We start from the raw sequence: 13,569 nt of genomic DNA on the forward strand, positions 1-13,569 counted from the left end.
TGTGCCGAGCCGACATCGGCCCTCGTTTCGCCGCCATACTGGCTTGGAGGGTGGCACTGCGCCGGCACCGGAAAGCGACCTGACCATGTCCGCGAAGGATGTCCTCGGGCGGGAGGACCCCCGAATCGCGTCCGACGAGGACGGGTCCGGGCGCGCCGCCGCCCGCGGGCCCTGGCTCATGGTCGGACTCGCGCTGCTGCTCGGCACGAGCCTCGTCGTGGCCGCGCTGGACTGGTCCGGGCGCACCCTCGAAATGCGGCTGGCCACCGCGACGGTGCCGGCCCTGTTCGTGGTGGCGCTGGTCTGGCTGGCCGCCCGGACCGCCGCGCCCGAGCTCCGGTCCCGAATCACCCTGATCACGACGTTCCTGGTCGGCGGCGCGACGCTGCTGCTGGTGATCGCCCCGCTGGCGCTGCCGCAGCTGGGGCCGCGCGGCTCCGGGCTGCGGTGGGTGGCCGGGGCCGACGGAGCGGGGACCCGACCGCTGACCGTCGTCGGGGACACCGCGGTGCTGGCCGGCGAGGGGCGACTGGTGTTCCTGCGCGTCGGCGACGGGTCGCTCATCGCCGACATACCCATCGAGCGGTCGGCCGTGGCCACCGCCGTCGGCGACGGGATCCTGGTCCGGACCACCGCCGGCTTCCTGCGGTACGACCTCGCCGGCCGACCGACCTGGCCGAGCCCGGTCGACAGCCACCGGATCCTCGCCTACGACGAGGGTGTCGTCGCGCTCGCCTTCTGCGCCGGCGGCGACTGCCGGGTCGAGGGCCGGGCCGCCACCGGTGAGCGGACCTGGCAGCTCGAGGTGCCGTACGTGGCCCTGCACCGGCCCGACATCGCCGAGTACGCCTCGACCGGGCTGCCGAGCCAGCTCGCCGTCCGGACCACCGACGGTCCCGCCGAATCGCCCCACTGGGAGCTCCGCTCGGCCACCGGCGAACCCGCTGGAACCCTTGAGGGCAAGGCGATCCGGCTGATCGACGGGGCGGCGATCACGCTGGGCGGCGACGATCTCGGGCCTTGCATCGTGCGGCTCCAGAACGGGCCGACCGAGGCCGTCGACTGCGTCAGCCCGTGGTCGATCCGGGTCCGGAACGGGTTGCTGATCGTCGAGCAGCCGCACGGCTACGTCTCCGTCGTCCGGCCCGGCCCAGTGATCGGCGGCGGCGAGCCGTTCGAGACCGCGACGGCCCTCGGCCGGACCCCGGACAGCGACCTCGGCCAGCACGGCCGGGCCCGGCTGACCGGCGACGTGCTGGAGGGCTGGCCCTGGACCCCGTTCGTCCGAACCGGCGCCCCGCCCGCCTGGCGGACTGCCCCACTGCCGGTCGCCGGCCCGACCCGGCCCGTGGTCAGCGTCGTCGGCTCGACCGTTGTGGTGCTCGGCGACGCGCCGCCCGGACCGTTCGGCACGCTGGGCGAGGAGTCCACTCTGCTCGCGTACGACCTCGCGGACGGCACCGAGCTGGCCCGGCTCCGGCTCCCGCGGGTGGCACCGGACGCGCTGCCCGGCCGCGTCGTGCCGGCCGGTGACAGGCGGGTCCTGGTCGTCCTGCCCGGCCGGCCGCCGCTGCTGATCGGCACCGGTTAGCTACGCTCCTGCGGTGGCACGAGTGCTGGTGACCGGGATGTCCGGGGCGGGGAAGACCACGCTGCTGGACGCCGTCGCCGAGCGGGGCTTCCGTACCGTCGACACCGACTACGACGACTGGGTGCTGCCCGACGGGTTGTGGGACGAGCCGCGGATGAGCGCCCTGCTCGCCGAACATTCCACGGTCGCGGTCAGCGGCACGGTCGAGAACCAGGGTCGGTTCTACGACCGGTTCGAGCACGTGATCTATCTCCGGGTGCCGCTGCCCGTGCTCCTGGAGCGGGTACGGACACGGACCAACAACCCGTACGGCAGGACGGCCGAGCAGCAGGCCGACATCGCGCGCTACGTCGCCGAGGTCGAACCGCTGATCCTGCCCGGGGCTTCGCTCGAGCTGGACGGCCGGCTGCCGGTCGCGGCCCTGGCCGACCGGGTCGGGGAGTGCCTGCGTTCGGGCTAGCCGGCGTCAGCGCGGCAGTTCGTCGGCCACGATGCCGGCGGCGGTACGGACCGAGCGCAGGATCGCCAGCGCGTCGGCCGGGGTGGCACCGGCCAGCCCGCAGGCGGGCGTGATCGCGAGCCGGGTCGTGGCCGGGTCCAGAGCAAGATCGCGAACCGGCCCGAGCACGCGCTCGGCCACCGCGTCCGGTCCGATCACCCGGTCGGTCGGCGCCGCGCCGATGCCGAACCAGAGGCCCTGTTCCAGGGCCGGCCCGATACCGTCCCAGTCGGCTGGCCGGAGCTGATCCAGGTCGAGGCCGAGGCTGTGCAGGCCGGTGCCCGCCAGCAGCGGGATCGGCGCCCCGGCGGCACAGCAGTGAACCACCACGGGCGTCGGGTCGAGCCGACGGACGACGTGGGTCAGGGTCTCGCTCAGCTCCGGATCGTCGATCGGCCGGTGGGTGGCGTACCCGCTCGCCGTCGGGACCCGGCCCTGGTGCACCGCCGGCAGCAGCGGCTCGTCGAGCTGGATGATCAGGCGCAGGTCCGGCAACCGCCGGTTCAGCTCGCTGATCAACTCGGCCAGGCCCTCGGCGAGCGACTGGCCGAGATCGCGGCGGGCGCCGCGATCGGCCAGGACCAGCCCGCCGCGCTGGCGTTCGATCGAAGCGGCCAGCGTCCACGGCCCGGCGAAGCCGATCTTGAAACAGCCGGCGTAGCCCTGCGCCTGCTCCTCCAGCAGATCAAGATCATCACGGAACAACGCGACCGCCCGGCGATGATCGAGTCCGAGCCCGTCGGTCAGCCGCCAGCCCGAGGGCTGCAGGTCGACGGTCAGGTCGGCCAGCTGTCCGGCGCCGCGGCCGATCAGCCCGGCGGCTGCGCCGCGGGCCGGAAGCTCAGGCAGATAAGGGAGTTCCGGGCACTCGTCGAAGGTGATCTTGATCGCCTCGACGATGTCGGTGCCGGGCCAGGAGCCGACTCCGGTGTGGACGACGGTCTGCTCGAGGGTCATGCCGGACCGGGCACGGCAGTCATGGTGTCGGTCGTCGCGCGGTCGATCGTGGCACTGGCGATCACCCGGCTGCCGTCGTAGATCACCAGGGCCTGGCCCGGGGCGATCCCGGTCGCCGGCTGGTCCAGCACCGCCCGGCAGCCGTCGTCGTCCATGATCACTTCGGCCGGCAGGGCCGCGCCGTGAGCCCGTACCTGCACCTCGGCCCGGCGCCGCTCACCGGACCAGCCCAGTCGGCTCGGCCGGATCCCGACGATCTCGCCGACCTCGAGCGACTCCCGCGGGCCGACCGTGACCGTGTTGGTGACCGGCGAGATGTCCAGCACGTAGCGGGGCTTGCCGTCGCCGGCCGGATCGCCCAACTTCAGCCCGCGCCGCTGGCCGATGGTGAACCGGTGGCTGCCGGCGTGCTCACCCAGCCGGGTTCCGGACTCGTCGACGATCGCGCCCGGCCGCTCGCCGAGCCGCCGCTCCAGGAAACCCGCGGTGTCGCCGTCCGGGATGAAGCAGATGTCGTGGCTGTCGGGCTTGTCCGCGACCGCCAGGCCGCGCCGCGCCGCCTCGGCCCGGACCTCGGCCTTCACCGACGTGCCGAGCGGGAAGTACGACCGCTTGAGCTGATCCGGTGTCAGCACCCCGAGCACGTAGCTCTGGTCCTTCTCCGCGTCCGCCGCGCGATGCAACTCGATGGCGTCGTCGGTGCGCACCAGCCGGGCGTAGTGCCCGGTGCACACGGCGTCGTAGCCGAGCGCGATCCCCCGGTCCAGCACCGCCGAGAACTTGATCTTCTCGTTGCAGCGCAAGCACGGATTCGGGGTCCGGCCCGCCGCGTACTCGGCGACGAAATCGTCCACGACGTCGGCCGCGAACCGGTCCGAGAGATCCCAGACATAGAAGGGAATCCCGAGCACGTCGGCGGCCCGCCGGGCATCGTGGGAGTCCTCCCGCGAGCAGCACCCGCGGGCTCCGGACCGGAACGACTGCGGATTCTTGGACAGCGCGAGATGAACACCGGTCACGTCGTGCCCGGCGTCGACCGCGCGCGCCGCGGCCACCGCCGAATCGACGCCGCCGGACATCGCTGCCAAGACCTTCATCGTCAACACCTTCGAGAGATTCCCTGGACCGCCCGAGTCTAATCCGTCGCGGCACCAGCACCTGACCGGACCACGGACCGCAGCTAAGCGTGCCCTCGTACAGCCTTATCCGATTGAAACCTTGCAGGCACCCGGCGAGGATGTCGGCCATGGCGTCGAGCGCGACACGGGACGGATCATCGTTCATCGGCGCAGACGGCCACCTTCGGAATGATCCGGAAGCTGTCGCCCTCGTTCATCATCGAGCTCGTGCTGAACCTGCGTTGCGCGGCCTGGCTGACCTCGAGTTCTTCGGGGCCGAATGGGGCTCGAGCGGCCTCCATTTCGCCGGAAAGTGGAGAGCTTCGGGTGCCGACGTGATCTTGAAGGTCGGCGTGTCGCCAGCTCAACGCTGGTGGACGGAGACCATCGCCAAGGAAGACCCGAGCCTTGCGCCGATGCTGTTCGCGAGCGGGAGTCGACTCGGCGATATCGACTTGGGTTGGATCCTGGCGGAGCGGCTGCCTGGCGGTCTCCATCCAGGCTGGTGCGGGCTCGAGTTCGGGATGTTGATGGCGGCCGGCGCCCGCTTCCACCGCTTGGCCCGCAATCACCCGACCGGGCCCCACTCCGTCGTGACAGTCGATGACGTCGCCGGCTGGATTCGCTCCGCAATGGTGCGCGGCGCGCCCGGACCAGCAGCATCCATGCTCGACCGCCTCGATCAAGATTGGACGTTCGTCTGTGATGTTTGCCCGCCGGAGATCTGTCACGGTGACCTCCACATGGCCAACGTCCTCATGCGCACGCCAGCACCGCAGCTCAGTGACGCGGTCTTGATCGACTTCGAACCAAGCTTGATGCCCTGGGCGTTCGAAGCCGCCTATTGCCAGGTCCTGAATTCCGATCCGGACCGCGTCGGCTGGCAGGGACTCGTACCACTCATGGGTGTGCGACGCGCCGCTCTCGGGCTGCAAACGATCAGCGGCACCGACCTGAAGCGTGTCGAGGCCATCGCTCTCGGGTGGTACGCACTACGGATGTGGTCGATCCTCGGACCGGATACGGATCCATCCTGGCGTCTCCCATCGGTCTGGCGTGCCGCAACCGACAGCTACGTCACTCAAGCAATCCGCTCATGACGAACGATGTGAGCCAGGATTGGCCCGTGGGCACTGTTGAACGGCGAGCCGTGCTGGCCGCAACCGTGCATGATCGAGGAGGGAATCTCCTCGAAGGCCTCCGGAGGTTGGCGACACCGCTGCGCGAGGTCTTCGCCGGGTTCGGTGTGCTCGCGACGACAAGGACAGCGCCAGCTGTTGTGTCATTCCTCGAAGTTGATCTTGGCGCGAACGTCGTCCGCGATCGACCATCGGACGAGCACGTCGGGGCACATCGCCGAGAAGCGGTTCGGCTGGCGCTCGAGTTCAAGCCGTCGATCGTGCTGTACTCGGACCTCGATCACGTGATGCGCTGGATTGAGGCCGACCGGGCCGAGCTCGAACAGCATCTTGAGGTGCTGCCCGCAGACTTCCTCGTGATCGGTCGGACCGAAGATGCCAGGAGTGCGTGTCCGAGACGGCTGCGCCTAACCGAGGCCATCGTCAACCACATCTATGAGCTCACCACCGGCCGGGCGTGGGACCTGATGTTCGCCTTCCGGGCGATGTCGCCAGCCGCCGCCCTCGCCATCGTCGAGCACGGCACCGAGAACTCGATCGCCAGCGACATCGAGTGGCCAATGCTCGCCGAGCAACGAGGTTTGAGCATCGCCTATCGTGAAGCGAACGGGCTGTCGTATCGAATTGTCGAGGATTTCGACGACGAAGCGGATCGCCACGACACGGATCCGATTGCGTGGGTGACGAGGGTGGAGATCGCGAACCGGCACGCACAGGCGCTCAAGCCGGTGTGCGTTCCGAGGAGCACCGCGACCACCCAGTAGGTCAGTGGGCGGTCGCGGCCCAGAGGGAGTGGGCGGCCGGTCCGTCACCAAGATCATGGGTGCCGGTACGGTTCGTCACGTACACGTGGCCGTGTGGGGATCGGAAGATCATCGTGGTCGGGTCCGGTCTCCGCCGCGACCAACCGCCATGGGTGACCGCCCGGGTGCGCCGTGAGGCGCTTGTTGATCGAGTGGAGGTGAGAGGCCTGCACCGTGGTTCTGTCGCAGCAGGACTGCGAAGCTGAGGGCAGCCTGTCCCGGGAGGTGCCGGGATGGGTGGAAGCGGCCCTGACGATGCCGGGACGTGTCAGTACTGCCAGATGGTGCGGGTCCGGCTAGCGAGGACGGAAAGGTAGACGCGAGAAACCGGCGTATACGTCCCTCAATGACACACCGGCTCGAAACCTGGCGGATCAGGGCCGGATGCGACGCGCACCCGCTGTTGATCATCGATTGGTGATCTTGTGGGGAACTTCCTGGAGCTATTCGAGCGGCGATAGGAAGGCTGTGGTGAAGGTCTGTGGCGTAGCCACAGCGAGGTCGCAGGGTCCAAGTCGGCTGCCTCCTTCGTCGAGCGATCAACAAGTGAACACGGGAACCGTCCCCGGTCCGCCTCAGAACGCCACACAGCCGGTGTGAGCGTGGGGGCTGGGTTCACCGTCGACCGATCGGTCGGGGACGGGGCGGAGCCGTCGTAGTAGTCGCGGGAGTCACGACCCGCCATCGGAGTCCGGGAGAGCCGGTCACAGGGCGAAGGGCGGCAGTGGTATCGAGAAGAGAATTGGAGATTGTCATGCCGAAAGACGCTGCCCCGAACGGGGACGCCTCGCTGCCGATAGTGCCGGATGGTCCTCGGCGGCGGGTATCGGGGATTCAGGCCAAACTTCACCGTTGGGCGGTGGCCGATCCCGGCCGCCGGTTCGACGATCTGTTTAATCTCGTGCATGACCCGGCCACGCTGATCATGGCGTGGGATCGGGTCGCGGGCAATCGCGGAGCTGTGACGGCGGGTTCGGACGGGTGGACAGTCGCCCGGATCGAACGCGAGGTCGGAGTCACGCGGTTCCTGGACGATCTACGCTCCTTGATCAAGTCTGGGGAGTTTCGGCCGCAACCGGTGCGGGAACGCAAGATTCCCAAACCGGGCGGGGCCGGGAAGGTCCGCCGGTTGGGGATTCCGACGGTGATTGACCGGGTCGTCCAGGCCGCGTTGAAGCTGGTGCTGGAACCAATCTTCGAGGCCGACTTTCAGCCGGTCTCCTACGGGTTCCGGCCCGAACGGCGCGCACACGACGCAATCGCCGAGATCCACCAGTACGGCACCAACGGATACCGCTGGGTGCTCGATGCTGACATCGAGGCGTGTTTCGACCGGATCGACCACGCGGCCCTGATGGACCGGGTGCGGCTCCGGGTCAAAGACAAGCGCGTGTTGCGGCTGGTGAAGGCGTTCCTCAAAGCCGGGATCTTGACCGAACTCGGCGAGGTTGAGGACACCAACACCGGCACTCCGCAAGGCGGCATCCTGTCCCCGCTCCTGGCCAATATTGCGCTGTCAGTGCTCGACGAGCACGTCCAGCAGCCATGGCAGCCAGGCGGGTCGATGTCGACTCAGCAACGACGTAAAACACGGGTCCAGAAAGGTGAGCCGAACTGGCGGATCGTCCGCTACGCCGACGATTTCGTCGTTCTGGTCCACGGTGAACGGGCCCATGTCGAGGGCCTACACGAGAAGATCATTCAGGTGCTTGCACCGATCGGATTGACGCTGTCAGAGGCGAAAACCCAGATCGTGCACATGAGTGAGGGGTTCGACTTCCTCGGGTTCCACATCCAGTGGAAACGAAAACGAGGAACGCAGAGATGGTACGTCTACACCTTCGTCGCGAAACGACCGATCCGGTCGATCCGGGACAAGATTCGTGCCCTGACCCCCAGAACGTCACAGCAAGAGCTCAGGAACGTGCTGATCCGGATCAACCAGATCAGTCGCGGCTGGACCAACTATTTCAAGCACGCCGTCGCGAAACACACCTTCAGCCACCTCTATTGGTTTACCGGGTGGCGGATCGTGCACATGATGCGAACCCGGCACCGCTGGAAATGGAAGGACGTCCGACGCTGGCTCGTCACCCCCACCGGAAGATGGAGGCCGATCAGCGCGGACGGGATCGTACTGTTCAACCCGGCAGCGGAACCGATCACTCGCTACCGCTACCGCGGCTACAAGATCCCCAACCCCTGGACCCACACTGTCTGAACCAACCCACCGGCAGAACCATGGAGAGCCCGGTGCGTGGAAACACGCACGCCGGGTTCGGAGAGCGGCCTGGGGAAACGGACCGGGAGCAATCCCGACACCGCGCCCCAGGCCGACTCAACTGTTCGAACCGGTCCATCGGGCACAGTTTCTCGACCCGGGTTTGGCCGGGCGGTCCGTCCTTGTGCTGGTACGGCTCGGTGTGGTCAAGATCAAGACGCCGGGTCGACGTCGACCACGGGAACGCGCTCGCGGGCTGCCGCAACAACACCTGATCACGAAAACGCGGCGGGATCTCGTAGTCGTCCACCGCCGGCGGCACGTCGTTCAGTTCGATCACCGGCCGGACCACGACCCGATCATGGCCCAGCCAGTCACCGATCACACTCTTCAGCACCGGACCGACCTCGGACACCCGGCACACACCGTCACCGTCGACGAGGTCCTCGGCCGCGATGTGCACGATCATCGTGGTGGTCGGCCGCAACACGGTCGGGTCCAGTTGCGCGACGATCCGATCGACCGCTGCCTGGAACATCGCCGACTCCACCTCAACCCGGGCCGGGCGGTCCCGCAACGCCGGATGCACCTCGGACTCCTCGATCACCGCATCCGGCTCATCGTCGGGAGTGAGCGCCTCGATCGACTCGGCGAGATCCTCGTCGAACAGTTCCGGCTGGCGCCGCCTGGCCAGGAGCCGGGTGATCGCGCCGACGTCACCGAGCAGTCCGAACGCTTCGGCCCGCCGCTCATCGGCCGTGCCTTCATCGAGGCGGTCCGCCAATTCCTGGACGCGGCCGTACACGCGGGCCGCGGCCAGCGGTTCCAGCCGGGCGAAGAGCCCTCTGTGGCCGTTGTCGTCGGCCTGCGACTTCCACACCCCGACCTGGTTGCGCCGCTGCTCGTACTCCGCACGGGCCCGGTCCCCATCGACCCGCAGGATCGCCGCCTCGGTCACATCCCGCACCTTGCCGAACGGCTGCGCGCCGGCGATCCGGGCGACCGCCCGATCCACCGCGGCGGCATTCTCCACCGACAGGTCGTGCGTCATCCGGGCCAGCTGGCAGGCCTGCCACCAGCTCCAGCATCGCCAGGTCATTCACCGCCGGCGTGCCCGCACCACCCGGCCGGACCGCCTGCCATCCCCGGCCCGTCACCCATGATCGACTCCGCCGGATACGCATCCGCCCAGGCCGCGGTCAGCACCAAGATCTTGTTCGCGGCCGCGATCCGGGCACGCTTCACCTCGCCGGCGGCCTTGAGGACGTCATCGGTGCCGTAACCGGCGACCTCCGACTCCAGTGATTCGAACATGTCAGCTATTCTAGCATGATCAACCGACAGATATCCCAACAAAACAAGGGAATCTAGGGGTGATCTTGGCTCCGCCCTTCGACAGGCTCGGGGCATGCGAGCAGCGGGTTACCAGGAGGACAAGGAGCCGGCCGCGCGAGCCCGTACGACAATGTCGGGCAGGACGGCCAGCAGTCGATCAAGATCAACATCGCTGGTCGTACGGCCGAAGGAGAACCTGACGGCGGACCGGGCCTCGGCGGGGGTACGGCCCATCGCCAGGAGCACGTGCGACGGCTCGGTGACGCCGGCGGAGCAGGCGGCTCCGGCGGACGCGTCGATGCCGGCCTGGTCGAGCAGCAGCACGATCGCGTCGGCGTCGCAGCCGTCGAAGGATGCGTTGACGATGCCCGGCAGCACCTCGTCGGGGGCGGTCGGGCCGTTCACGCGGACGCCGGGCAGGGTCGCCAGCCCGGCGGTCAGCCGGTCCCGCAACGCCCGCAGCCGTACCGCATGATCAGCCCGGTCGGCGATCGAGGCATCGACTGCGGCGGCGAACCCGGCGACGGAGGGTACGTCGAGCGTCCCGGACCGTACGTCACGCTCCTGGCCGCCGCCGTGCAGCACCGGAGTGAGGGTCAACTCCCGCCGGGCGAACAGGGCGCCGACGCCGACCGGCCCGCCGAGCTTGTGGCCGGTCACGGTGAGCAGGTCGAGCCCGCTGGCGGCGAAGTCGACCGGCAACGTCCCGGCAGCCTGGACCCCGTCGGAATGGGCCAGCGCGCCGATCCGGTGCGCGGCCTCGGCGATCGCCGGAACCGGCTGCACGGTGCCGATCTCGTTGTTGGCCCAGATCACCGACACCAGTGCGGTGTCCTGGCCGCCGACTGCGCCGGGATCGACCCGGCCCTCGGCGTCCACGGGCAACACATCGACGACGGCGCCCTGCTCGCGACCCAGCCAGTCGGCCGACTCCAGCACGGCGTGGTGCTCGATCGCGCTGATCGCGACCCGGTTCCGGGCCGGGTCGGCCGACCGCGCGGCCCAGAAACCGCCCTTGATCGCCAGGTTGTCCGCCTCGGTCCCGCCCGCCGTGAAGATCACCTCGGTCGGGTGGGCCCCGAACGCCGCCGCGACCGCCTCCCGGCTCTCCTCCACCACCCGCCGGGCGTCCCGGCCTGAACCGTGCAGCGAGGAAGGATTGCCCAGCCGAGCCAGCTCCCGGGTGATCGCCTCGATCGCGGCCGGCACCAGAGCGGTGGTCGCCGCGTGATCGAGATAAACCCGGTTCGTCACCGGGCCAAGACTAATAAGGTTCCGCCCATGATCGGGTACGTGCTCGGGGCGCCGGGGTCGGGCAAGACGACGCTGATCCCCCACCTCCGCCCGCGGCTGCCGGGCTGGACCGTCCTGGACGGCGACGCGCTGATGCCGGACGCGGAGCGGCTCGCCGGAGCGCCGATCGCCTCCACCCCGGCGACCTGGCCGGCCTACGAAGGGCTGCTCCGCACGGTCATCGAACTGGTGCTGCCGAATCCGGTGTTGCTGCTCTGGGTCTGCACCCCGGAGGAACTGCAGGGCTGGCCGGGCGGTCCGTGGCTGCTGCTCGACTGCGCCGACGCCGAGCGCCAGGCCAGGCTGGCGTCCCGGGACGACCCCGCGGTGATCATGGAGGGCGTGACCGACGCGGCCGCCTATCGCAAGCTCGGGCTGCCGCGGGTGGATTCGACCGAGCGGGACCCGGGCGATGTCGCCGCGGAGGTCGTCCACAAGATCACGTCCGCGGCCGTGCCCCGGCGCTGAAGGTTCAACGCCGCAGGCGCTCCTGGAGGGCAAACTTCACGGTCGGCCCGGTTGTGCCAGTGGGTACGGAACTCGACGGCGCCGCAGCCGAGGTCGTCGAAGGCGCGGCCCAGCAGGAGAACCGGCGCCTCGAGATCGGCTCCACCTGGCTCGGCCGGGACGCAAGTCGGGCGACGGGATGTGCGTGTACCAGGTCCGCCACAGTTCGCCGACCCGTACGGCAGCCGCCAGATCGTCCCGATGCCCCTGCCCCAAGGGTTCCAGGCGGACGAACTCGTTCTCCAGCTGAGGCGCACCAAGGAATCCCACGCCGTCAACCTATCCCGAGCCGCGACCCCGGCGACGTCGCCGCCGGGGTCGCGCACAAGATCATTTGCGGGACTTCACCTCGGCGGTGACGGCCGGCAGCACGGCGTGCAGGTCGCCGACGATGCCGAGGTCGGCCAAGGCGAAGATCGGCGCCTCGGGATCCTTGTTGATCACCACGATCGACTTCGAGGTCTGCATGCCGGCCCGGTGCTGGATGGCACCGGAGATGCCGGCCGCGACGTAGAGCTGCGGCGACACGGTCTTGCCGGTCTGGCCGACCTGGTACGCGTGCGGATACCAACCGGAGTCGACCGCAGCCCGGGACGCGCCGACGGCCGCGCCGAGCACGTCGGCCAGTTCCTCGACCGGACCGAAGTTGCCGCCGGTGCCGCGGCCGCCGGCGACGACGATCGCCGCCTCGGTCAGCTCGGGACGACCACTGGCCTGCTTCGGCTCCACCTTGACGATCCGCGCCTTCCGGGCCGCGTCGCCGATGGTCACCGCGGCGGTCTCGACCGCCGGCTCGGCCGGCGCCTGTTCCGGCGCGACGGCGTTGGCCTTCACGGTGATCACCGGGGCGCCGCGGGTGATCTTGGAACGGACGCTCCAGTTGCCGGCGAACACCGACTGGGTGGTGATCACCTCGCCGTCGACGACCTCCAGGTCGACGGCGTCCGTGATCAACCCGGACTCCAGCTTGAAGGCCACCCGGGCGGCGATCTCCTTGCCGTCCACGGTGGAGCTGATCAAGATCGCGGCCGGCTGCAGCGGCTGCGCGACCTGGGCCAGCGCGTCGGCCTTCGGCGCGATCAGGAACTCGTCCAGCGCCGGGTCGTCCACGGAGATGATCTTGGTGGCGCCGTACTCGCCCAGCTTCGGCGCGGCGGTCTCGGCACCGGCGCCGAGGACGACGGCAACCGGCTCGCCGATCCGGCGGGCCAGGGTGAGCAGTTCCAGGGCCGGCTTGGCCACCTGGCCGTCGGTGTGCTCGACCAGGACAACGACTGTCGACATCAGGTCTCCCTCTCAGACGTACTTGCCGGCGGACAGGAACTCGACAAAGGCGGCGGCACCGCTGCCGTCGGCGTCGGTGACGACCTGGCCGGCCTGCTTCGGCGGCCGCGGCTGGGTCTCGGCGACGGCGGTCCAGGCGCCGTCGAAGCCCAGGTCGGCCGGATCCAGGCCGAGGTCGGCGACGGTCCACTCCTCCACCGGCTTCTTCTTCGCGGCCAGGATGCCCTTCATCGACGGATAGCGGGCCTCGCCCGACTGGTCGGTGACGCTGACGATCGCCGGCAGGTCGGCCTCGACCGTCTGGCTGGCCACGTCGCCGTCGCGCCGGATCGACACCGTGCTCCCCTCGACCGCGACGGTCGCCCCGAAGCTCAACGCCGGCCAGCCGAGCCGCTCCGAGAGCAGCGCGGCCATCACGCCCATGGTGCCGTCGGTGGACGACATGCCGGTGATCACCAGATCCGGTTCCAGCCGCTGGATCGCCGCGGCGAGGATGGCGCTGGTGCCGATCACGTCGGTGCCGTGCACGGCGTCGTCGCAGACGTGGACGCCGGCCGAGGCACCCATCTGCAGCGCCCGCTTGATCGCGTCGGCGGCGTCGTCCGGTCCGACGGTCAGCGCGACCACCTCGACGTCGTCGCCGTCGTCGGCCAGTTGCAGCGCCTGCTCGACGGCGTACTCGTCGAGCTCGGACAGCAGGCCGTCGACGCTCCGGTCGACCGTCCCGTCATCGGTGAACGTTCGGTCGCCGGTGGCATCCGGCACATACTTGACCAGCGTCACGATCTTCATCGCAGCTCCCTCGGGTTCGCCTTCAGCACA

General features: G+C 69.4%; 13 protein-coding genes. 6 read left to right on the plus strand and 7 right to left on the minus strand.

The annotated features are described in order from the left end of the window. Positions 1-85 precede the first annotated feature (85 nt). Together BKA15_RS02815 and BKA15_RS02820 are read left to right on the plus strand one after the other, a co-directional pair. Positions 86-1,591: a hypothetical protein gene (locus tag BKA15_RS02815; protein WP_179747997.1), complete on the plus strand. Its 1,506-nt coding sequence runs from the start codon at positions 86-88 to the stop codon at positions 1,589-1,591. A 13-nt stretch (positions 1,592-1,604) separates the two neighbouring features. Continuing rightward, complete coding sequence (locus tag BKA15_RS02820; protein ID WP_179747998.1) at positions 1,605-2,051, plus strand: ATP-binding protein; 447 nt, start codon at positions 1,605-1,607, stop codon at positions 2,049-2,051. A 6-nt stretch (positions 2,052-2,057) separates the two neighbouring features. Here BKA15_RS02820 and BKA15_RS02825 read toward each other — a convergent pair whose 3' ends face one another. Both BKA15_RS02825 and mnmA read right to left on the minus strand, forming a co-directional pair. Beyond that, the gene (locus BKA15_RS02825) at positions 2,058-3,047 is read right to left on the minus strand and encodes a uroporphyrinogen decarboxylase/cobalamine-independent methonine synthase family protein (protein WP_179747999.1); all 990 of its coding nucleotides are present in this window, start codon (positions 3,045-3,047) and stop codon (positions 2,058-2,060) included. Continuing rightward, positions 3,044-4,144 (minus strand): tRNA 2-thiouridine(34) synthase MnmA, encoded by a 1,101-nt coding sequence (gene mnmA, locus BKA15_RS02830; protein WP_179748000.1) that lies wholly within the window; start codon positions 4,142-4,144, stop codon positions 3,044-3,046. Before mnmA ends, BKA15_RS02825 begins: the two co-directional genes overlap by 4 nt. Before the next feature lie 149 nt (positions 4,145-4,293). On the opposite strand from mnmA, the gene BKA15_RS02835 reads away from it, so the two are divergent. From BKA15_RS02835 to ltrA, 3 genes are all read left to right on the plus strand, one after another. After that, the gene (locus BKA15_RS02835; RefSeq protein ID WP_179748001.1) at positions 4,294-5,265 is read left to right on the plus strand and encodes an aminoglycoside phosphotransferase/kinase family protein; all 972 of its coding nucleotides are present in this window, start codon (positions 4,294-4,296) and stop codon (positions 5,263-5,265) included. Further along, positions 5,262-6,068: a hypothetical protein gene (locus BKA15_RS02840; RefSeq protein WP_179748002.1), complete on the plus strand. Its 807-nt coding sequence runs from the start codon at positions 5,262-5,264 to the stop codon at positions 6,066-6,068. The genes BKA15_RS02835 and BKA15_RS02840 overlap by 4 nt, the downstream gene beginning before the upstream one ends. Positions 6,069-6,966: 898 nt before the next feature. Further along, positions 6,967-8,328 carry a group II intron reverse transcriptase/maturase gene (gene ltrA, locus BKA15_RS02845; protein WP_312878799.1) on the plus strand — a complete coding sequence of 454 codons (1,362 nt, stop codon included), beginning with the start codon at positions 6,967-6,969 and terminating at the stop codon, positions 8,326-8,328. Here ltrA and BKA15_RS02850 read toward each other — a convergent pair. The 3 genes from BKA15_RS02850 to BKA15_RS02860 all read right to left on the minus strand — a co-directional run bounded on the left by BKA15_RS02850 (position 8,270) and on the right by BKA15_RS02860 (position 10,917). After that, the gene (locus BKA15_RS02850; RefSeq protein ID WP_179748004.1) at positions 8,270-9,379 is read right to left on the minus strand and encodes a hypothetical protein; all 1,110 of its coding nucleotides are present in this window, start codon (positions 9,377-9,379) and stop codon (positions 8,270-8,272) included. The genes ltrA and BKA15_RS02850 overlap by 59 nt on opposite strands. Positions 9,380-9,423: 44 nt before the next feature. Next, positions 9,424-9,642, minus strand: a complete 219-nt coding sequence (locus tag BKA15_RS02855) for a hypothetical protein (RefSeq protein WP_179748005.1) — start codon at positions 9,640-9,642, stop codon at positions 9,424-9,426. Between the two features lie 108 nt (positions 9,643-9,750). Further along, entirely contained in the window at positions 9,751-10,917 is a 1,167-nt protein-coding gene (locus BKA15_RS02860) for a cysteine desulfurase family protein (protein WP_179748006.1), read from the minus strand. Between the two features lie 27 nt (positions 10,918-10,944). Between BKA15_RS02860 and BKA15_RS35220 the strand changes: the two genes are divergently transcribed. Next, the gene (locus BKA15_RS35220; protein WP_179748007.1) at positions 10,945-11,424 is read left to right on the plus strand and encodes an ATP-binding protein; all 480 of its coding nucleotides are present in this window, start codon (positions 10,945-10,947) and stop codon (positions 11,422-11,424) included. A gap of 369 nt (positions 11,425-11,793) precedes the next feature. Here the strand turns inward: BKA15_RS35220 and BKA15_RS02870 are convergent, their stop codons facing one another. Then, positions 11,794-12,747, minus strand: coding sequence for an electron transfer flavoprotein subunit alpha/FixB family protein (locus tag BKA15_RS02870; protein WP_179748008.1), 954 nt, complete (start codon positions 12,745-12,747; stop codon positions 11,794-11,796). 12 nt (positions 12,748-12,759) lie between these two features. Next, complete coding sequence (locus BKA15_RS02875) at positions 12,760-13,539, minus strand: electron transfer flavoprotein subunit beta/FixA family protein (protein WP_179748009.1); 780 nt, start codon at positions 13,537-13,539, stop codon at positions 12,760-12,762. Between the last annotated feature and the right edge of the window lie 30 nt (positions 13,540-13,569).

Origin of the sequence: Microlunatus parietis, assembly GCF_013407955.1 — a bacterium.
GTDB lineage: Bacteria > Actinomycetota > Actinomycetes > Propionibacteriales > Propionibacteriaceae > Microlunatus > Microlunatus parietis.